Raw genomic sequence first — 21,518 nt, 5'->3', positions numbered from 1 at the left:
TAATCCCTAAAATTTTATAGTAGTATAGTTTAGTCTGTTTAAAATTTTAGGAGGATTTACATCAATGAAAGACGTACAACAAATTAAAATAACTACTGCAGATCCATCTGCAATTGGTTTATTCGGTTTAGCGATGGTAACACTTGTTGCCTCTACACAAAAGTTAGGAATTACTGATGGTGTTTCATTAGTATTACCTTGGGCGATTTTTTTAGGTGCTATTGCACAATTATTTGCGAGTATCCAGGATTTTAAACATAATAATGTATTTGGAGCAACTGCATTTGGAGTATATGCTTTCTTTTGGTTAGCTGTCGGTACGACTTGGTTAATCCAATTAGGTGCTTTTGGAGAAGCATTAATGAAAGCTGCTGATGTTAAACAACTTGGATTTGCTTTTGTAGGATATTTAATCTTTACAATTTTTATGACAATTGGTGCAATGGAAACTCATAAGGTATTATTTATTATTTTTGTATTAATCGATTGTTTATTTATTGGATTATCATTAAGCACATTAGGCTTTATGGAAGAGGCTACACATACTTTTGCAGCATATAGTGAATTAGGTATAGCAATTATGTCATTTTATGGATCGGCTGCAGCTGTATTAAATAGTCACTTTGGAAGAGAGTTCTTACCTGTAGGGAAACCTTTTGGGATATTTAAAGCGAAATAAAAATTCAGTCTTAAACTAATTTTTTTGGACTTTGTCTATATATAAAAACCTTTACCATCGGAGTAAAGGTTTTTTTTTATAAATATTTGTATTGTTTAGTTCGAAATAACAGATGATAATATCGTGCTTTTAATAAGGTAAAAGACAGTTTGATTTAAAATGAAAGGTGGAAATTTGTTTGACGACACTATTGTATATCACAGCACATCCTCACGATAAGTCAACTTCTTATAGTATGGCGGTTGGGGATGCATTTATCGAGAGTTATAAAGCTGCACATCCTAATGATCAAGTAGTACATATTGACCTTTATAATGAAACGATTCCTCATATTGATGCTGAAGTGTTTGCAGGTTGGGGGAAACTTCAATCTGGAGGATCATTTGATACACTTTCTTCAGGCGAACAATCAAAAGTAGGAAGATTAAATGAAATTGTAACTCAATTTGCTGAAGCAGATAAATATGTCTTTGTAACACCTTTATGGAACTTTTTATTCCCACCAATTATGAAAAACTATATTGATGCAATTTGTGTTGCTGGTAAAACGTTCAAATATACTTCTAATGGCCCTCAAGGATTATTAGGTGGTAAAAAAGCATTGCATATCCAGGCACGTGGTGGAGTTTATTCAGAAGGTCCAGCTGCTGGTCTTGAAATGGGACATCGCTATATTGGAGTGATCATGAGTTTCTTAGGTGTTCAAGATTTTAATGGGATTTTTGTAGAAGGTCAAAATCAATTTCCAGACCGAGCACAAGAAATCAAAGAACAAGCAATTCAAAAAGCTAAGGAAGCTGCAAAGGATTTTTAATATGATTACAACAAAAAAACTCACTTTTTTGTGAGTTTTTTTCTTATTTGTGGTTTTTCATCATTCATTTTCACATTGCCAAATCGGTAAATAAATCCGAAATATTGTTCCTTCGTTTTCCTTGCTACTTACTTTAATTTTGCCTTTGAATTTTTCGATTATATTAAAGCAGACGGTTAGCCCAATCCCTGTGCCTCTTTCTTTTAGTGAGTAGAAGGGAGTGCCGAGCTTTTCAATTGTTTCTTGGGACATTCCAATGCCTGTGTCGATGATTTCAATAAGTGCATATTCATTTTCTTTTAAGAGATTTATTGTTATAAAGCCAGCATCATCCATTGATTCGATTGCATTTTTCATCAAGTTAACTAGAACTTGTTTAAATTCAATTGGATTTATTTTCGTGTAGAGTATTTGATTTAAGTTTAATTGGAAACCAATGCTTTGGCTATTTGCCATGGATGCAAGCAAATCAGATACATTCATTATTTCTTTATTAACTTCAACGACTTGTAATGTTTCAGTTTGAGGTTTAGCTAGTGATAAATAATCATTAATAATAATTTGAGCGTATTCTAATTCTTTTATCATTGTATCGACATAATGTTTTTCGTCTCGGTTCATTGTTTTTGATTTTTGAAAAAGTTGAGCAAAACCTTTTACGACAGTAATTGGATTGCGAATTTCATGTGCGATTGTTGCAGCTAGTTGTCCAATCGAGTTTAATTGTTTCGCTTGTTGTATTTCCTTGTAATTGGCTTCCAAAGCGATGACCTTTGTTTCTGTTTGTAAGAATACAAATAATAGAATTAATTGAATCGATAGGAATTCTACTATATTGCCGACAGGGTCTAATGCTATATAAGAATATTTTTCTTTTAGATTGGTAAATGAGATGAGTAATACAAAAGTAGGTCCAATAAGTATATTTAATGCCCAACCGATATAAAATGCTATGCGATTATATAAAAAGATCGTAAAGATTGGGATGATTGCTACAAAACTATACATTGTTGCAGTGTCTGGGTATGTCCAAAATTTAATATACACATATAGTGAAGCAATGGTCGTAAATAAAACCTTGGAAAATGTGCTATTTCTTTTCACAAAATTGAATAAAGCAAAAATAACAATGAACATTAAGATAACTTGAATAATTAGCTCAATTGGATGATCCTTAAACGTTAAAGGAGATAGTATAATTCCTACTAGTAATAAGGAAGTGAGTAAAGCCATAAAAAATATATAAATTCGACGGCTTCTTTTGTTATAGTACTCTGTATTTTTCATGTTTCAATCTCCGTTCTGAAAAGAAACTTTCAATAATATTTTACACTTTTCAGAAAATTATTTATACATATATTATGACAAAATTAATAATTGAGAAATAGCATAAAAATATTAATCGACAGAATAGGAAAAATAGTGTGTTTGAATAGGTGAAAATAAAGGATTTTTGGAAGTTTTGTCGTATAATACTTAGAATGTTAATTTCGTAAATTTCGAATCTAGTGAGGATAAAAACGTGTTAATTGAAAAACTTTTACTACATGTTTTAATCATATTAAGTCCAATATTAATATACAGTATTATTTATGAAAGACATGGCTATAAAGATAAAATTTATCTTTTTGGCATGTTTCAGGCTGTAGCAGGCTTTTTTTGCATGGCTTTTCCTTATCCGGCATATGGGTTATTTTGGGATTTAAGATATATCCCGCTAACGATTGCGTTTCTTTATTGCGGTTATCGATGGGGAATTGTGACTTTCTTAGCGATCTTATTAGGTAGAATAATTTTAGGTGGAGACGCTATTATATTTGGTATGATTAGTATTACTTTATCCTCACTAGGATCTTTAATATTATTTAAATGGTTTTGGACATTTAAACCTAAACAGAGAATATTTGCAACAGCTCTTATTAGTTTATGGCCTGCTTTAGTTCAATTAAGCATCTTATTTTCTTTTTTAATTGTAAATAAGATTAGTTTTAAAAGTGATTATAGACTATTTGGGTTAGTTTTAATTTTTATTAGTATCGAGTTAATCGCAATTACCTTAGGCGCAAAACTGATTGAATCGCTAATTGAAAACAAAATACTACATAAGGAAATCCAAAGAGCTGAGAAACTTAATACGTTAAGTGAAATGGCAGCTTCTATTGCCCACGAAGTTAGGAATCCACTTACAGTTGTTAAAGGCTTCCTACAATTAATGCAAGAAAGTAAAGACAACAAACAGTCTATGGAATTTTTGCCACTAGTATTAAGCGAATTAGGTAGAGCAGAAGGAATCATTAATGATTATTTAAATTTTGCCAAACCGCAATTTGAAAAGGTAGAGATTTTCAGTTTAAAGCAATGCGTTTCAGATGTAGTCACTTTATTAGTTCCTTTAGCATTAAAGCAAAATGTTAAATTAAAAGGCGATACAGAGGTTGAAACATTTATTAATACAGATAAAAATCAATTTAAACAAGCGCTAATAAACTTAATTAAAAATGCAATTGAGGCAACTAGCTCAGGGGGATTTGTACATACGAAGCTACACGAAGAAAAAGATAAAACGGTCATTACGATTAGAGATAATGGAAAAGGAATGACGAAAGAACAGCTTTCTCGTATTGGTACACTTTTCTATTCAACGAAAGAAAAGGGAACAGGTGTAGGAACAACAGTATCTGTGCGAATCATTGAAGCGATGAACGGAACAATCACTTTTGAAAGTGACGTTGATGAAGGAACAAAAGTAACAATTAAACTGCCAAAAGTTGAGCCTAATAATCATAAAGTGAATGGATAATAGATCGTAACAAAATTTGAAAATGAAAACGCTTAGAATTAGACTAAGCGTTTCTATTAGATCATTTCTTTCTAGCAAACCAGACGGTCCAACAGTCTTTTTCAATAATAGGGAAATGATTCTTTAGCTTATTACTGATGAATTCTACTAATTGTTCTAGTTCTTCATCGGTGAGTTCATGAAGAATTGATCGGCCTGTTCTTTGTAATAAATCACTCTGAAGTGATTCTAAGTCAGTATAGATCCGTCTTGTTTCCCAAAGTTTTACGGTTTTTTCAATATGAAATCCAGATGACTCTAGTGCTAAACGCATTTCTTGTGTAGTATATCTTCTAGCTATTTCTTTTGTTTTTAATTTTGGGTAAAGATCAAAAAAATAACCTCGTATATGGTTAATGTCACCAGGAAGTAAACAATCTTCTGGCGTCCGGTCTTGTATGATTAATCGACCATTCTTTTTTAATATACGATTTGCCTCATTGAAACAGGCATTTAAATGATCTAAATGATGGACTAAAGCTCTTTCTAAAACTACATCATAACGTGAAGATGGTAGTTTAGTATGATATGCATCTCCTTTATGAAAAGAAATAGTACTGTAGTCTTTACAATTTTTTGCTGCACCTTTAAGCATTTCCTCTGAAAAATCTACAGCTGTGACGTGGTTTACTTTTAACTTAGTGAGAGCTTTCGAATAGATTCCTCCACCACAACCTATATCAACAACATCTTTTCCAACTAAATCAATCGTATCCCTCATTAACTGAATCCAAGACTGATCAGCCTCTCTAGTTGTATATGTCATATTATTTTGTGCATCATGGAAGTTGATGGTCATTTGATTACCTCCCCTAATTTGATAAAGTATGGCTATATTATTAGTATAGACATTGATCGTACACTGAATAATACCAATAAGTTATTGGCATTAATAAGATATTTTTATTAAGATAAGCGTCAGATAAAAAGGAATGGTGGAAATGCAAGGTACAATTGAAAGATTTGAAAGCCTAAGAACTGAACTAATTAATCACTATGAAGCATCCAAAGGAAGTATCTTTGGACATAAAGGATTAAAAATACAAGGTAAAATTTTTGTTTTCTATAATGAACCAAATATTGTTGTAAAGCTAAAGCCCGAAGATGCTGCATCAGCTTTAAAATTAAGCGGATCAAAAAACTTTGACCCAATGGGTGGGAAACCAATGAGAGAATGGGTTGAAATTCCATACGGGGAACAACAGTGGTTTGATTATGCAATAAAAGGTATGATTTATGTTAAAAGTTTACTAAAAAATTGAACGATGGATAATCAATTATATTGCTTTAATAGTAAGGGAGAATGATCGATGGAAAATCGTAAAGTAGCAGTTTCTTGGAGTGGTGGAAAGGATTGTTGTTTAGCATTAGATTTATTAATTAAGAATAAATATGAAGTAGCTTGTCTAGTATCAATGGTATCGAAAAAGGATGAAAGGAATCATGCGCACGGGACTCCGCTAAATTTCTTACAAATGCAAGCAGATGCGATTGGAATTCCTCTTGTCATGATTGACTCAGCAGGTAAATACGAAGAATCAATGATAAATGGATTAAAAAAAATAAAAGAGCAATTTGACCTTTCGGGGATCGCATTTGGGACATTATATGTCGAGGAAGATCGACAATGGAATGAACAAGTTGCAACAAAGGTAGGACTTGAACCGATTTTCCCAGTGTGGATTAAGAAAAGTGAAACCGCTAATTTACTAGACCAATGGCTAGCGACTGGATACGATGCTATTATTTGTAGGGCAAGAGAGAATATTTTTGATTCTACGATTGTAGGGAAGAGTTTAAATAAAGACTTAAAAGAACTATTTATTAACAAAGAAATTTGTTTAATGGGCGAGAGCGGAGAATATCATACATTTGTAATTGATGGACCATTATTCAAAGAACGCTTAAATATAATCGAAGCAGATACGATTCTAAATAGCGGATTATGGTCTTTAAATATTAAGGAAATACAAAAAACTAGTAAATGATAAAGATGATATAGTTTGAGGTTGCTATTTACGATCAATTTACTAGATTCATTAAGGCTAACGAAAAACAAGCTAAAATCACTTAAATACAATTAATTTAGGTGATTTAGCTTGTTTTTCGTTTTCTTACTTTCGATTATTTGTAGCTAAGTACCAGTCAGCATAACGCTTAATCCCTTCACTAATTGATACTTTAGGTTCGTAGTTTAAATCATTTTTGATTTTTTCAATATTTAATGTATAGTCATAGGTCAAGAAATTGGCAATATGCTTGGAAACCTTTGGTGGTTTGTTAGTAATCCTCGCAATTAGTTCTGAATTTAATGCGATAAATGAAAGTAGTTTTGGTGAGATGGTTTTTGTATTCAACTCTTTATTTAAAGCAAAGAAAAGTTCTTTAAGCACATCAATTAAATAAATAGGTTGATCATTTGTAATATTGTAGTATTCACCAGTAAAGGCATCATCTGCATTCATACAAGCGATGATCGTATCGACAACATTATCGATATAAGTAAAATCCATCAGAACTTGTCCTTTACGAACTAAAGGAATACCTCCATTTTCATTTATCTGAATAAATCTTCCGAAGATTGTATGATCGAAAGGACCAAAAATTTGTCTAGGTCTTAGTGAGATGGCAGGTAGTCCTTTTTCAATTGCATCTTCAATCATCAAATCTGCCATATGCTTTGTTTTAGCGTAGTAATTAGAGTGTTTTGATGGCAGTGGATCACTTTCTCTAACATTTTTTCTACTCTCACTAGTAAAGTACACACTCGGGGTAGAAATATTTATAAACTTTTTTAAATCTGTCGATAGTGAAGCTTTAACAATATTCCTTGTCCCTTCAACATTTGTTTTCTCAAAATCAGAAAAACGTCCAAAAGGTGCTGCAAGTGCAGCACAATGGATTACATAGTCTACATTCTTTATATTTTCTTCTAACAGAGCAGCATCATTCAAATCTCCTTTGACAAAGGTGACATTTTCCATCTCGTTGAAAAATTTAGCTGCTTCTTCATTTCGTCCAAAGGCTTTAACGGAATAGCCCATTTCACTTAGTTTTTTAGTCGTATGTTTTCCTAAAAAACCAGTGGCACCACTTATGAAAACATTCATTATTCCACCCCGAAAAAAAATTATTGTCGCTCAAAGTTTATGAATCTTGTTCCTTGGAAAGTTAGTTTTCCCGTATCATTTTCTACTAATTGGCCATAGATAAATCCATCAATTTGAAATTCAATTCGATCTCCAGATTCGACCTCAAGTGTAACATAATAATGTGTGGCTGAATGAGGGAACTGGTTTGTGTTTGCGCGCTGAACGTAATTTATTCTTTTAGTCACTATTTTTGCCGGGACAATTAATTTGGGTTGTTTATTATTATAATTCCATTGCTTTAATCCTTTTATTAGTGCAAAAAATATACCAGCAAAAACTAAGACAAAAACAACTGGAAATATGAAAGCAATAATTTTAAAAATATCATAACCTGCATCAAACGCTGACATTATTAAGACCCCCTTTTAATAGATTGTAAGGCTCCCACTACTTAATCTTTTGTTAATCAAATTGGACTCTCTTAATATAGTTTATTAAATTTTCTGAAATTATTAAACTTATTTCTTTTTACATTATTGGAGGGTGTAGTTTAAACGGTATAAAATTTTAGTGAATTTTACTTCTTTTGTTATTTAAATATAATGCTGAAAGTGAGAAAGTTAGTAAAAAATGTAAAATAATTACTATTAATAATCTAATAGAACTACTAGATAAAACGCTTTATACTAACTGTAATCATTAGTGTTTAACAAATATAAAGCTTAATTGTGACAGAATAAAAAACTAAGTAAAAAATCCTCTGATTTTAGTAAATTTTAATGGGGTTAATTATTGACCAATAATATCCATGAGAGTAGGATACTCTTAATAGAACTCTTTTTTCTCTCTCTTATGCATCTTTGGCAAGGTAATCGTTTTACTTACTAACTGAAAAAATGAAATGAAGGCTAGCGAGGAAACATAGAGTTAAATGATTAAATGGTTAGGTTAATACAGTTCTATCTGACCAAATAGCAGGTAGAGATCCTCTAGGGAAATTAGTTATAGGAGTGATTAGGAAATGAATATTAAAGAGTTAATATCAGTTTACAAACAGTATTACAATCATACTAAACTGCGCGTTTTTTTTGTATCAGGCCATTCTAACGAAATCGTAGAAATCACGGATTTTAATGGAAACAGTCCCCTTCCATCACAATCATTTGGTATTTATGTGATTTTATCTAGAACAGATACACAATTAATTAAATTAGTATCCTTAAACTTTGAAGAGTTAGGAATTATTGAAATTACTTTAAATGATTTAGATGACGAATTGAAGCATGACTGGACTAGCTACTTAAAGAGTGTAATCAGTTATTTAAAACAAGCCGGGTATCGTATCAATAGGGGGATGGACATATTGATTTACAGTAATCTTCCAAATGAAGTAGGGCTATCATCAACGAAATCAGTTGAAGCTTTAACAGATACAATGTTAAAAACATTATATGAATAGAAATGAGAAACCACATCATTATGATCAGCATTTAAAATACATCTAAGACTACTCCCAATAAATTAAATTCTCCTCCTGTAAATTATACTATTTCAAATTTGCGTAAATAAAACTTATTTTAATGATCTTGATTTATAGAAAATAAAATATGTAAAAAATTCTCCATATTTAATGAATAATCATACAACCTTCAACTGTTAAAATTAAAGTAATAGTTTCAATCATAATTTAGATTGAAAGGTTACGAGGAGAGTTGTAATGACTACTATTAAAGAAATTGCCGAAAAAGCAGGAGTATCGATTGCTACTGTATCAAGAGTGCTTAATTATGACCCAGCACTATCAGTAACTGACGATACAAAACAAAGAATTTTTGAAACAGCAGAAAAGCTTTCATATAGGAAAAAAACAAAAGCAAAAAAGAATATCGCTAAAATCGCACTTGTTAAAGGTGATAACGGAAATGAAAAATTAAATGATCTTTTTTATATGCTAGTTCGTTTTGGAATTGAAACTAAGTGTGAACAACACGCTTTGCAAATTTCCACTTTTTTTCGTGGAAATGAAAAGTGGATGTTAGATGAGCAAATTCATGGTGTGATCGCATTAGGTAAATTTGACATTCATCAAATTAGCTCATTGAAAAAAGTATCAAAAAATATTGTTTTTGTTGATTTTTCACCGGATGAAGAGAAGTATGATTCTGTCGTTACAGATTATGAGAATGCGATTATAAAAGTTTTAGATCACTTTATATCGCATGGACATCAAAAAATCGGCTATATAGGTGGACGCGAGTATGATAAGAAGCAAGGCCGAAAAGTTAATTCTAGAGCGAAAACATTCAAAAAATATTTAGAAGAAAAGGGACTCTTTAAAAAAGAGAATTTGTATTTAAGTGACTTCACAGCAGAAGCAGGGTTTAATTTAATGAACAAAGCAATTCGAGAACATGGTGGGGAATTACCTACAGCATTTTTAATTGGTTGTGATACGATGGCTGTCGGATGTTTAAGAGCACTTCATGAGGCAAAAATACCAGTGCCAGAGCGTGTGAATTTAATCGGAATGAATGATTTTGTGTTTTCGAAATATCTTTTTCCTAGCTTAAGTACTTTGAAGGTATACACTGAATTGATGGGTGAATCTGCAGTGGATTTATTAATGGAGAGGATTTTAGGTAGGAAAGTAGCTAAAAAGGTGATCGTTCCTACGACGTTAAAGATTCGTCAAAGCAGCCTTTAGTGTTGATCATAGCGAAATTTGTAAGATAATTGCTAAAAATTAAACATTTTACTTTTAATCTTAACTCTTTTTAGTATAATTAAAAATTAAAAGGAGTGGGAACGTGAAGGTTGGGTATTTAGGTCCTGAGGCGACTTTTACACATGTTGCTGTACGGTCTGTTTTTAAGAATGATGAACATATTGCATATTCTAGTATTCCTGTATGTATGGATAATGTAGCAGAAGGTGAAGTTGATTTAGTTGTTGTTCCAATCGAGAATTCGGTAGAAGGATCTGTAACTACAACGATAGATTATCTTGTACATGAACAGCCATTAAAAATGGTTGGAGAAATTATTATACCGATAAGACAGCATTTATTGATGGCAAAAGGACAAGCACATCGAGTAAAGGATATTGGGGTAATTTATTCCCATTCTCATGCGTTAGCTCAATGTCATACATTTTTGCATAATCAATATAAATATACAAAGCTAGAACCGGTCACTTCTACAAGTGCCGCAGCTAAAATTGTTAGTGAGCATACAAATGAATGTATAGCTGCGATTGCTAACGAATTTGCTGCAAAGAAATATGGGTTAGAAATTGTTGCTTCAGATATTCATTCCAATTCGTATAATCACACGAGATTTATTGTTTTACAAAGAAAAGATTCAAAACTGGAAACGAATTATTTTCAACCTAAACATACGAAGGCAACTTTAGTTATTAACATGCCAGAGAATCGTGCTGGTGCGCTTCATCAAGTACTTTCTGCATTTGCATGGAGACAAATTGACCTTTCAAAAATTGAGTCCCGCCCGACAAAAACTGGATTAGGAAATTACTTTTTCATTATTGATGTAGAGATGGGATATGATGATGTATTACTCCCTGGAGTGAAGCAAGAATTAGAAGCTTTAGGCTTTAGTGTAGAAATTTTAGGAAGCTACTCAACGATCTCATTATAAAAAAGAGAGGGTTTTTAACCTTCTCTTTTATCTGTTTTATCTTTTACATTAATAATAATAAGGGGGAGGACAGTAGTATCCAGGCGGGCAATATGGATAATATGGATAGTAGTATGGGCTAAATAGTGATGCGCCTAGGAAAAATGGGAAAAATGGACGGAAAAACGGGCGTCCAAATCCAAATCCGGGTCTACCAAACCCAAATCCCGGTCTACCAAATCCGAATCCCGGTCTACCAAATCCACCATGAAAGCCTCCGAATCCGCCGTGGCCGAATCCGCCGTGACCCCCACCACCAAATCCATGCGGGCGATACTCAAGTTCATTCGACATATAAAAAAACCTCCTTTACTTATGACTCTACATACTCAAACTATGCAGGACAAAAGTGGAAGGTTTGGGCATAGTGCAGTTTAAACCTGTTCAAGAAAATTAGAAATCGTTAATAAATAAAATAGAACTTAATCATTGGAGTAAATTGAATTTACGAATACGATATTGTAAGTTTTGTCGGCTGATGCCTAATTGTTTTGCAGCCTTTGTAATATTGCCGTTATGTTCATTTAGAACATTTATAATATGTTGTTTTTCTTTGTTTAATAAAGTGTTTTTTAAATTTGATTTGTCATCTATTGATTCTGGCTGATCTATTGTAACAACGTCCTTTTTTTGTTGAATGATTGGAGAAGCATTTGTATTTCTTTTTTCATTAAAAAACCTAGAAGGTATGTGTGTTGTTGTGATAGTTGTTTCATTTTCTACTAAGTTCATTGCACCTTCAATCATATGTTCAAGTTCGCGTATATTACCTGGCCAGTTATGATTCAGGAAGAAGTTTGTAACATTTTCATCTAAGTTAGTTACTTGATGGCCGAAAAGACGATTATATTTTTGAATAAAGAAGTTTGCTAACAACAATATATCTTCGAAGCGTTCACGTAGTGGCGGTAGAAACAATGAAACGACACTTAGACGGTAATATAAGTCTTTACGCAAATGATTATTCGCAATTGCTTCTATAGGGTCTTCGTTGATTGTAGCGATAATTCGGACATCTAATTCTTTTTCGTTAATATCACCGATTCTTCTAACTTTACGTTCTTGAATAACCCTTAAAAGTTTAGCCTGTAAGTTAGGACTAAGTGAATTGATTTCATCTAATAATAATGTTCCACCATTTGCCTCTTCAAATAATCCAGGTTTATCAATGGCTCCAGTAAATGCTCCTTTTTTTGTCCCAAAGAGAATACTTTCAATTAAAGATTCTGGAAGTGCGGCGCAATTTTGAGAAATGAATGGTTTTGTTGCTCTTTTACTAGCGTTATGAATACTTTGAGCGAATAGTTCTTTACCTGTTCCAGTTTCTCCTACAATTAATACGGAAGATGAAGTTTTGGCAGATCTTTTTGCATCTTCAATTATGCTTTTAAATGATTCGGATGTTCCGATTAATTGTTCGAATGTATAACGTGTATTTCGATTTTGAAGAATACCTTCCTGCACCGATTGCTTTAATTCCGTCACGTCACGAACCATTTCAATAGCTCCAATAATTTTATTTTCTTTCATTATTGGGTAAGTATCATTGATTGTCGTAACTTCTTTCCCTTTGTTATTAAAATAAGATTGCTTAATATTTTTTCGTACTTTCCCTTTTTGGAGGGCTTCAAGTAGGGTGCTCGATTGGTTTTTTTGAAAGGTGAAGACATCTAAAAGATTTTTATGTAAGACATCCTCTTCATTCATCTTTTCGATTTCCATCATTTTGCGATTATACACCATTGTATTTGCATCTTGATCAACTACATGTATACCGATATCAATTTCTTCTAATATTAATTGTAATAATTCATCAACAGCTAAAAAGTTTTGCTTATCATTTTTCATCTAATTCTCTCTTTTCATTCTAACAAAAGAAAAAATTTGCACTTCTGACTATTTTTGGTAAGATAAAAAGGCAGTTTTTTTTCTGAATGTGCTAATTTTCTTTGTTAATCATTTTTTTGCTGCAAATATTCTATGCATATTTTAATTAATTTTGCATCTGAATGCAAAAAAAATTTGCAGTAAATTGAAAACGGTATCATGTATTTGGATGAATAACGCTGAGAATAAGTACATTTTGTGAATTTTTATTTATTTATCATGTTTGGCACGGAAATTGCTTATTAATTTAGTAAGAAACTAAAAACTTATCAATTAATTGGGGGAACTCAAATGACAACTAATTCTCAAAAAATCATTGACCAAACAAATCAATATGGCGCAAATAACTATCATCCGCTTCCAGTAGTAATTTCTCATGCTGAAGGGATTTGGGTTACAGACCCAGAAGGTAACAGATATTTAGATATGTTAAGTGCATATTCTTCTGTAAACCAAGGGCATCGTCATCCGAAAATTATCCAAGCTTTAAAAGATCAAGCTGACAAAGTTACATTAACTTCTCGTGCTTTCTATAGTGAAAACATGGGTGAATGGTATGAAAAAGTAGCAAAAGTTACGAATAAAGATATGATTTTACCTATGAACACTGGGGCTGAAGCTGTTGAGACAGCGATTAAAGCTGCTAGAAGATGGGCTTATGATGTGAAGGGTGTAGAAGAAAACCAAGCAGAAATTATTGCTTGTGTTGGAAACTTCCACGGACGTACGATGGCTGCAGTTTCTTTATCATCAGAAAAAGACTATCAACGTGGATTTGGACCATTCTTACCAGGAATTAAATTAATTCCATATGGCGATATTGAAGCATTAAAAGCTGCAATTACACCTAATACTGCTGCATTCCTAATCGAACCAATTCAAGGTGAAGCTGGAATTAATATTCCAAAAGAAGGATTCTTAACTGAAGTAGCTGAAGTTTGTAAAAAAGAAAACGTATTATTTATTGCAGATGAAATTCAAACAGGTTTATGTAGAACTGGTAAAACTTTTGCGTGTGATTGGGATGGCGTAACTCCTGACATGTACATTTTAGGTAAAGCACTTGGGGGCGGAGTATTCCCAATTTCATGTGTTGCTGCAAATCGTTCAATCTTAGGCGTATTTGAGCCAGGTTCTCACGGATCTACATTTGGTGGAAATCCATTAGCTTGTGCAGTTTCTGTAGCTGCTTTAGAAGTTCTTGAAGAAGAGAAATTAGCTGAACGTTCAAATGAGCTTGGAAATTACTTTATGGAAAAATTAAAAGAAATCGATCATCCTCATATTAAAGAAGTAAGAGGACGTGGATTATTTATTGGTGTTGAACTTCATGTACCAGCACGTGTTTATTGTGAAGCATTAAAGAAACAAGGTTTATTATGTAAAGAAACACATGATACAGTCATTCGTTTTGCACCACCATTAATTATCTCAAAAGAAGATTTAGACTGGTCAATTCAACAAATTAACGAAGTATTTAGCCAATATAAAGCAACTGTATAAATGGAGCGATAAAAATGACAACTACAATCCCACAAAATGAAGTACAAAACAAAATCAAAGAAGAAGGCAGAGAATTAATTGAGTCTACTCAAGAAGTAATCTCTGAAGCACTTCATAAACTTGGTTATTCAAAAGAACTTTATGAGTTATTAAAAGAACCATTACGATTTTTAACAGTTCAAATACCGGTACGAATGGATGATGGCTCAGTGAAAATTTTCACTGGCTATCGTTCTCAACATAATGATTCTGTAGGTCCAACAAAGGGTGGAATTCGTTTCCATCCTGAAGTTAACGAAGACGAAGTAAAAGCTTTATCAATGTGGATGAGCTTAAAATGCGGTATCGTTGATTTACCATACGGTGGGGGAAAAGGCGGTATCATTTGTGATCCAAGAAAAATGTCAATTTTTGAGTTAGAGCGTTTAAGTAGAGGATATGTTCGTGCGATTAGCCAAATCGTTGGACCAACAAAAGATATTCCTGCTCCAGACGTATACACTAACCCACAAATTATGGCTTGGATGATGGATGAATATAGTAGAATTCAAGAATTTGATTCTCCTGGATTTATTACTGGTAAACCACTTGTATTAGGTGGATCAGAAGGACGTGAAACAGCTACAGCTCAAGGTGTTACAATTTGTATCGAAGAGGCTGCTAAACGTAAGGGAATCGATTTAAAGGGTGCTAGTGTCATTGTTCAAGGATTTGGAAATGCGGGTAGCTTCTTAGCGAAGTTCATGGTTGAAGCAGGTGCAAAAGTAGTTGGTATTTCTGACGCACTTGGCGCATTATACGATCCAGACGGTTTAGATATTCATAGCTTACTAGAAAAAAGAGATAGCTTCGGAACAGTAACTAACTTATTTACTGATGTCATTTCGAATAAAGAATTACTTGAAAAACCTTGTGATATTTTAGTTCCAGCTGCAATTTCAAACCAAATTACAATTGAAAATGCTCATAACATTAATGCATCAATCGTAGTTGAAGCTGCAAATGGTCCTACTACTTTAGAAGCTACTAAAATATTAACAGAGCGTGGAATTTTACTAGTTCCAGACGTATTAGCAAGTGCTGGTGGAGTTTCTGTTTCATATTTTGAGTGGGTTCAAAATAACCAAGGTTATTACTGGTCTGATGAAGAAGTTGCTCAAAAACTTCGTGAAAAAATGGTACGTTCATTTGATAGTGTTTACCAAACTTCAGTTAATCGCAAAGTAAATATGAGATTAGCGGCATATATGGTTGGTATTCGTAAAATGGCGGAAGCATCTCGTTTCCGTGGATGGGTTTAATAGACTAATAGATTTGCTCCAGGTGGAAATTCCATCTGGAGCACTTATCTTGTATTGACAGATAATAAACTCTATTTTTATAATTAAGATATTATTTCGGTACAATAAGTTTGTATCCGCTTACAGATATTATCTGAAAATTTAGTCTTAAGGTAAGTTGATTTAGAGCGTTTTAGTGTTCATTAAGGAAATAAGTAAACTTGAATTCTATTATGTCAGAATATTTTTACTTATACGCACAATTTGCATCTAGAGGAGGGACTTTCATGAAACAACAAGAACAGGGGTTAAAAAAAGAGCTGAAAAGTAGACACTTGTTTATGATTGCTCTTGGGGGAATTATTGGGACAGGCTTGTTTATGGGATCAGGCTATACAATTAGTGAAGCTGGTCCGGGTGGAGCAATATTAGCCTACTTAGTAGGTGGAATCGTAATGTATTTAACAATGTTATGTTTAGGAGAATTAGCAGTTAGTTTACCAGATGCTGGTTCATATCAAACTTATGCAACTAAATATATTTCTCCGGCGTCAGGCTACGTAGTTGGATGGATGTCGTGGTTAAACTGGTCGGTAACAATTGGTTTAGAGTTAATTACAGTTAGTATGTTAATGAAGAGATGGTTTCCAGATGTATCAACTTGGATCTGGTGTGTAGTATTTGGGGTTCTATTGTTCGCAGTAAATGCTTTATCAACGAAATCTTTTGCTGAAGTTGAGTTTTGGTTTGCAAGTATAAAAGTAGTAACAATTGTTTTATTTATTATTTTAGGTGGAGCAGTCATGTTTGGTATTGTACCAGTAGAAGGGTCAAAAGCTCCAATGCTGACTAACTTTACAGACCACGGTGGACTATTTCCAAATGGCTTTTTAGCGATTATCGTCACAATGGTTGCAGTTAACTTCTCTTTCCAAGGAAGTGAGTTAGTAGGGATTGCAGCTGGTGAAAGTGAAGATCCAGCAAAAGCTGTACCAAAAGCGATTAACAACACTGTATTTCGAATTCTAGTATTCTATATTTTATCAATGTTTGTTTTAGCAGGCTTATTCCCTTGGGAGAAAGCTGGTTTAGTAGATAGTCCGTTCGTAGTAGTATTTGATAACATCGGTATTCCATACGCAGCCGATATTATGAACTTTGTTATTATTACAGCGGTTTTATCAGTTGCTAACTCAGGTTTATATGCTACTTCACGTATGATGTACTCAATGGCTCAAAAGGGAATGGTTAGTGCGAAGTTAGGTAAATTAACGAAAAAAGGTGTACCATTAAACGCGTTAACTTTTAGTATGTTCTTTGGATGTTTATCACTATTAAGTGGTATTTACGCAGAAGATACAGTTTACTTATGGTTATTATCAATTGCAGGATTTGGAGCAGTATTTATTTGGGCAAGCATTGCACTATCAAACCTTTTAGGTAGAAAGAAATATATCCAAGAAGGTGGAAAAGTAGAGGATTTAAAATTTAAAACGCCTCTATATCCAATCGTTCCAATCATTGCTCTAGTTTTAAATGTAGCTGTAATCATTAGTCTTGCATTTATCCCAGATCAACGCATTGCATTGTACTGTGGTGTGCCATTTATGATTGCATGTTTAATTTATTATCACTTCTCAGCTAAGCATAAAATTGAAAAACACGAGCAAGAAGAGAAGAAAAAAGTAAGTTAATATTCGTTTTAAGATTTGCTAAAAAATTTGTTGGACTCGCTAGTAATTTACTACTAGCGAGTTTTTTTGTAGTTGTTTAATTCTACTTTATTAACAAAGTTCACAATTTTTATTAACAATGTATATATATTGGTTAGTTTTTATTGGTTTTGAAGTGGAGAGAGACAACTTATCCACTGTTTTGATGTTAATAACCTTTCATTCATTCAATAAGGGAAGGCTACTTATCCACATTTTCACTATTATGATTTATAGAATTAAAAGGTAGGAGTATAACAAAAAAAGAACTGTCCCAAAAGTACATTGACTTGAGTGACAGTTACATTTTTACTGCTTATTTATTTTTTTCAGACTCTGCACTTGTTACAGAGATATCTTGTAAGTGACCTTGGAAGCCTTGACCAGCTGTTAAATCATAGCCTTTAACGCGCTTATTAACACCATCTAAACCGAAGCGGAATAGAGTAGGGATCACTGGCACTTCTTCATTTACAAGCTCTTGCCATTTATCGTATACTTCTTGGCGGTATTTTTCATCAAACGCTTTTGCTGAAATACCTTCTTTTAATAATTTATCATTATCTTCATTTACCCAACGAACGTAGTTGAATGGAGCATTTTTCGCCCAAATTCCAGATGGGTCTGGGTCAGAACCTGTTCCCCAAGCTGCTGCGAAAATATCGATTTTTGGATTATCTTTTTCTACCATATCGTAGAATGAGTTGAATTCATGTAAACGTCCATCTAATAATTGAACATCTAAGCCAACTTCTTTCCATGATTGTAAGTAGAATTGAGCTAATGGTTCAGCGATATCGCCACCACTCATAGAAGCGAAGTTAATTTTAAATGGTTTTCCGTTTGGATCTTCACGTAAACCATCTCCAGTTACATCTTTGTAACCAGCTTCGTCTAGTAATTTTTTCGCTTTTTCAGGATCATGTGAATATCCTTTTAATGCTTTATCAAAGTATTTAGGGAATGATGGTGGAATGACAGATGTTGCTGGCACTCGTAATCCTTTGTATAATTTTTCCCCAACTGCTTTGTTATCAAGGGCAAAAGCCATTGCTTGACGTACACGCTTATCTTGGAATTTTGGATTATCCATTACGTTTACACCATTTTTCGCATCGTAATGACCTAATTTAAATCCGATATAAGAGTAAGCTAATTCTGTTTTACCGACTAATGAGATATTTTTCAATTTTTTAGCTTGTTCATATTGGTCAGCTGATACAGAAGCGACATCGATATCTCCGTTTGCTAGAGAAGATGTAGCAATAGTTGGATTAACAACTTTTAAAAGTACACCGTCAAGTTTAGGAGCACCGTTCCAATAATCTTTATTCGCTTCAAACTCTACAGCTTCACCTGGAGTGATCTTTTTAATTTTAAATGGTCCAAAGCCGATTGGAGCTTTACGAATTTGGTCAGATGATACTAATTTTTCGATTGGAACATTCCCTAAATATTTTTTAGGTAGTGGGTATGTCCATAATCCAGTCAATACTGATGGATTTGCTTCTTTAAACGTAATTGAAATGTTATGATCATCAATTACTTTAACACCAGAAATATTCTTTGCTTTACCGTTATGGTATTCTTCCATACCTTCAATCATAGACATTTGTGAATCATAGCGTACACCAGTGTATTTTGGATTTCCAATTACAAGGTACGAATACTCTAAATCTGATGCTGTAACAGGATCACCATTATGCCATTTTACATTATCACGAATTGTTAACGTAATTGTCTTTTTGTCATCGCTCAATTTGTATGTAGCAGCACCATCTTGGTCATAAATATAGTTTTCATCTGTAGAAAGAAGTGCCTCATCAAAGAATTGGAGTACTTGAGAATCTGGATCGCCTTCATAGAAAACTGTATTTAAAATTCCTTCAAATGGTGTATCAGAAACTAAACCGTATTTTAAAACGCCACCTGAGATCGATTTTTTGTTATTTGTTACTTTGATAGGGAAAGCAGCTTGATCAACTTTCTTAGGTGTAGTAGCAGTCTTTGTGTCGCCACCTTTACATGCTGAAAGGATCATCATAGATACTGCCATTGCGCTTAATACTTTTGTAAAACTTTTTGCATTTTTCATATTTCCACTCTCCTTAATTTTTTATTATCCTCTTCTTTGTCTAGCATCAGCTGCACGCTTTAGCGCTTCACCGATGAAATTTATACTCAGCATGAGCACCAAAATCATGCACGATGCAGGTAACCAGATCCACAGCTTATTTTGTAAAACATCAGGATTTGTTGCATAACTAACTAGTGTTCCTAAACTCGGTGTACTTTCTGGTAAACCAAATCCAAGGAAGGTAAGACCAGATTCAATTCCAATATTTCCTGCTAGGTTTAAAGTGAATGCAACGATAATTAATGAGCTTACATTTGGTAATACGTGTGAGATAATGATTTTCCAATTCGGCGTACCAATTGCTTTAGCTGCTGCCACATAGTCTAATTCGCTCTCTGATAAAACTTTTGAACGAATTAATCTTGCTTTACCTGTCCATAAGAAAAGACTCATAATAAGGACAAAATTTATAATTGAGAACTTAGGAACAACAGTTACGAATACAATAATTAACATTAATGTTGGTAAGGATAAGAAAAAGTCAATAATACGCATTACGACACTGTCAACCCAGCCACCAAAATAACCAGCTATTAAACCTAATGTTAGGCCCAGTAGATTTGTAATAATGGTGATAAAAAGTCCAATCGTAAAAGAATTTCTAGTACCAATAATGAGTTGTCCAAATATATCGCGTCCCCCATAGTCAGTACCTAACCAATGGGTTGAGGAAGGGGGCTGATAGATTGATAGAAAGTCGACTTTAACGATTTGGTCTTGGTCTAAAATAAGCGAAGTACCATACACACTTATTAATATTAGGCCAAGCACGATAAGAGAACTTAAAGCTAACTTATCTCGTCTAAATTCTGCCCAAATGACACTAAATCCAGATGGACTTTTTCGTTGCTCTGTAATATGAGTTTGATTTTCGATTTTTAATTCCATAAATTTCACCTACCCTATTCAATCCGTATACGTGGATCTACGATGCTTAGAATAATATCTGAGATTAATGTCCCAAATAGTGTTGCAAGACATGTCATTAAAACAAGCGCATTTACAACAGTAAAATCACGTAACATAACGGATTTGACGAACAGCTGCCCAATTCCTGGATAGCCGAAAATAGATTCTAAAAATACAGAACCAGCTATTAAACCAGTAATCTCATAACCTAAAAATGCAGCGATTGGTAAAAATGAATTTCGTAAAATATGTCGAGAATAAACTTTTGCTTCAGGAACACCTTTTGACCTAGCTGTTCTTACAAAATCTTTTAATTTTGTATCAATAATTTCACTACGTAAATATTGAGAAATCCCAACAGTTGAAATAAGTGCACCTGATAAAGTTGGTAAAACAAGATGATCTAATTTACTTACATAATAAGCAAACGTTCCGTCAGCAACTTGAGGGTCTACGCTACCACCCGTAGGAAAAAGATCAAAATAAAATCCAAAAACAAACAACATGACAATACCAAAAATAAATAAAGGGGTAGCAAAACCTAAATAATTGTATCCGGTTATGAGCTTATCCGCCCACGTGTCATTATAGCGTCCACTAATAATACCAAGTGGGATTGCCAGTAAATAAGTCACAAGAAAAACGCATAGGGCAAGTAATACAGTATTTCCAATACGATCACCAATTACATCTACTACATTGATTTTATGTGTATAGGAAACACCAAAATCTCCTTTTGCAACATTTTTAATCCAATGATAATACTGAACATATGCCGGATCATTTAAACCCATTTCTTCACGAATTTTTTCAATCTCTTGTGGATTAGCCTTTGGGTTGATCGATCGACCAGTTAGTGCATCACCTGGCATTGCTTTGGCTAGTGCAAAGATTAGTATACTCAAGATCAGTAGCTGAGGAATCATGATGAGTATACGGCGAATGACAAATTTTAACATATTCGTTACTCC

The 21,518-nt window shown here is 33.3% G+C and carries 20 protein-coding genes; 11 read left to right on the top strand and 9 right to left on the bottom strand.

Features of this window, described 5'->3' with window-relative positions; all coding sequences use genetic code 11:
- Window positions 1-64 precede the first annotated feature (64 nt).
- On the top strand, window positions 65-679 hold the full coding sequence (locus ACSBO6_RS19235; protein WP_098847047.1) for an acetate uptake transporter: 615 nt from the start codon (window positions 65-67) through the stop codon (window positions 677-679).
- 178 nt (window positions 680-857) lie between these two features.
- Window positions 858-1,493: an FMN-dependent NADH-azoreductase gene (locus tag ACSBO6_RS19230; RefSeq protein WP_498843871.1), complete on the top strand. Its 636-nt coding sequence runs from the start codon at window positions 858-860 to the stop codon at window positions 1,491-1,493.
- Between the two features lie 60 nt (window positions 1,494-1,553).
- On the opposite strand, the gene ACSBO6_RS19225 is transcribed toward ACSBO6_RS19230, so the two are convergent.
- Complete coding sequence (locus ACSBO6_RS19225; RefSeq protein ID WP_098847045.1) at window positions 1,554-2,780, bottom strand: ATP-binding protein; 1,227 nt, start codon at window positions 2,778-2,780, stop codon at window positions 1,554-1,556.
- A gap of 235 nt (window positions 2,781-3,015) precedes the next feature.
- On the opposite strand from ACSBO6_RS19225, the gene ACSBO6_RS19220 reads away from it, so the two are divergent.
- Window positions 3,016-4,293 carry an ATP-binding protein gene (locus tag ACSBO6_RS19220; RefSeq protein WP_098847044.1) on the top strand — a complete coding sequence of 426 codons (1,278 nt, stop codon included), beginning with the start codon at window positions 3,016-3,018 and terminating at the stop codon, window positions 4,291-4,293.
- Between the two features lie 61 nt (window positions 4,294-4,354).
- Here ACSBO6_RS19220 and ACSBO6_RS19215 read toward each other — a convergent pair whose 3' ends face one another.
- Window positions 4,355-5,131 (bottom strand): class I SAM-dependent methyltransferase, encoded by a 777-nt coding sequence (locus ACSBO6_RS19215; protein ID WP_498843870.1) that lies wholly within the window; start codon window positions 5,129-5,131, stop codon window positions 4,355-4,357.
- A gap of 142 nt (window positions 5,132-5,273) precedes the next feature.
- Between ACSBO6_RS19215 and ACSBO6_RS19210 the strand changes: the two genes are divergently transcribed.
- Together ACSBO6_RS19210 and ACSBO6_RS19205 are read left to right on the top strand one after the other, a co-directional pair.
- Entirely contained in the window at window positions 5,274-5,594 is a 321-nt protein-coding gene (locus ACSBO6_RS19210) for a hypothetical protein (protein WP_098847042.1), read from the top strand.
- Window positions 5,595-5,642: 48 nt separating this feature from the next.
- The gene (locus tag ACSBO6_RS19205) at window positions 5,643-6,320 is read left to right on the top strand and encodes a Dph6-related ATP pyrophosphatase (RefSeq protein ID WP_098847041.1); all 678 of its coding nucleotides are present in this window, start codon (window positions 5,643-5,645) and stop codon (window positions 6,318-6,320) included.
- A 126-nt stretch (window positions 6,321-6,446) separates the two neighbouring features.
- Here the strand turns inward: ACSBO6_RS19205 and ACSBO6_RS19200 are convergent, their stop codons facing one another.
- A complete protein-coding gene (locus ACSBO6_RS19200; protein WP_498843869.1) occupies window positions 6,447-7,442 on the bottom strand; it encodes an NAD-dependent epimerase/dehydratase family protein in 996 nt (331 codons plus the stop codon).
- Between the two features lie 20 nt (window positions 7,443-7,462).
- Window positions 7,463-7,834 (bottom strand): DUF2500 domain-containing protein, encoded by a 372-nt coding sequence (locus ACSBO6_RS19195; protein ID WP_498843868.1) that lies wholly within the window; start codon window positions 7,832-7,834, stop codon window positions 7,463-7,465.
- A 611-nt stretch (window positions 7,835-8,445) separates the two neighbouring features.
- Here ACSBO6_RS19195 and ACSBO6_RS19190 point away from each other — a divergent pair.
- The 3 genes from ACSBO6_RS19190 to pheA all read left to right on the top strand — a co-directional run bounded on the left by ACSBO6_RS19190 (window position 8,446) and on the right by pheA (window position 11,080).
- Window positions 8,446-8,883, top strand: coding sequence for a galactokinase (locus ACSBO6_RS19190; protein WP_498843867.1), 438 nt, complete (start codon window positions 8,446-8,448; stop codon window positions 8,881-8,883).
- 258 nt (window positions 8,884-9,141) lie between these two features.
- Window positions 9,142-10,128 carry a LacI family DNA-binding transcriptional regulator gene (locus ACSBO6_RS19185; RefSeq protein ID WP_098847037.1) on the top strand — a complete coding sequence of 329 codons (987 nt, stop codon included), beginning with the start codon at window positions 9,142-9,144 and terminating at the stop codon, window positions 10,126-10,128.
- 103 nt (window positions 10,129-10,231) lie between these two features.
- Window positions 10,232-11,080, top strand: a complete 849-nt coding sequence (pheA, locus tag ACSBO6_RS19180) for a prephenate dehydratase (protein ID WP_498843866.1) — start codon at window positions 10,232-10,234, stop codon at window positions 11,078-11,080.
- Window positions 11,081-11,128: 48 nt separating this feature from the next.
- Here pheA and ACSBO6_RS19175 read toward each other — a convergent pair whose 3' ends face one another.
- Window positions 11,129-11,413 (bottom strand): hypothetical protein, encoded by a 285-nt coding sequence (locus ACSBO6_RS19175; protein WP_498843865.1) that lies wholly within the window; start codon window positions 11,411-11,413, stop codon window positions 11,129-11,131.
- 132 nt (window positions 11,414-11,545) lie between these two features.
- On the bottom strand, window positions 11,546-12,967 hold the full coding sequence (locus ACSBO6_RS19170; RefSeq protein ID WP_098847035.1) for a sigma-54 interaction domain-containing protein: 1,422 nt from the start codon (window positions 12,965-12,967) through the stop codon (window positions 11,546-11,548).
- Between the two features lie 330 nt (window positions 12,968-13,297).
- On the opposite strand from ACSBO6_RS19170, the gene ACSBO6_RS19165 reads away from it, so the two are divergent.
- The 3 genes from ACSBO6_RS19165 to ACSBO6_RS19155 all read left to right on the top strand — a co-directional run bounded on the left by ACSBO6_RS19165 (window position 13,298) and on the right by ACSBO6_RS19155 (window position 17,483).
- The gene (locus ACSBO6_RS19165; protein ID WP_098847034.1) at window positions 13,298-14,509 is read left to right on the top strand and encodes an ornithine--oxo-acid transaminase; all 1,212 of its coding nucleotides are present in this window, start codon (window positions 13,298-13,300) and stop codon (window positions 14,507-14,509) included.
- A gap of 14 nt (window positions 14,510-14,523) precedes the next feature.
- Window positions 14,524-15,810 (top strand): Glu/Leu/Phe/Val family dehydrogenase, encoded by a 1,287-nt coding sequence (locus ACSBO6_RS19160; RefSeq protein ID WP_498843864.1) that lies wholly within the window; start codon window positions 14,524-14,526, stop codon window positions 15,808-15,810.
- A gap of 266 nt (window positions 15,811-16,076) precedes the next feature.
- On the top strand, window positions 16,077-17,483 hold the full coding sequence (locus tag ACSBO6_RS19155) for an amino acid permease (protein ID WP_098844606.1): 1,407 nt from the start codon (window positions 16,077-16,079) through the stop codon (window positions 17,481-17,483).
- A gap of 334 nt (window positions 17,484-17,817) precedes the next feature.
- Here ACSBO6_RS19155 and opp4A read toward each other — a convergent pair whose 3' ends face one another.
- From opp4A to opp4B, 3 genes are read right to left on the bottom strand one after another with little or no spacing between them, the layout of a single operon-like run.
- Window positions 17,818-19,596, bottom strand: coding sequence for an oligopeptide ABC transporter substrate-binding protein (gene opp4A, locus ACSBO6_RS19150; protein ID WP_498843863.1), 1,779 nt, complete (start codon window positions 19,594-19,596; stop codon window positions 17,818-17,820).
- A gap of 24 nt (window positions 19,597-19,620) precedes the next feature.
- Window positions 19,621-20,526, bottom strand: coding sequence for an ABC transporter permease (locus ACSBO6_RS19145; RefSeq protein WP_098844611.1), 906 nt, complete (start codon window positions 20,524-20,526; stop codon window positions 19,621-19,623).
- Between the two features lie 14 nt (window positions 20,527-20,540).
- Entirely contained in the window at window positions 20,541-21,506 is a 966-nt protein-coding gene (gene opp4B, locus ACSBO6_RS19140; protein WP_098844614.1) for an oligopeptide ABC transporter permease, read from the bottom strand.
- Window positions 21,507-21,518 lie beyond the last annotated feature (12 nt).

The sequence above is a fragment of the Bacillus sp. AL-1R genome (assembly GCF_052180195.1).
Lineage (GTDB): Bacteria > Bacillota > Bacilli > Bacillales > Bacillaceae_G > Gottfriedia.
This window is presented reverse-complemented; position numbering and strand designations above follow the sequence as displayed.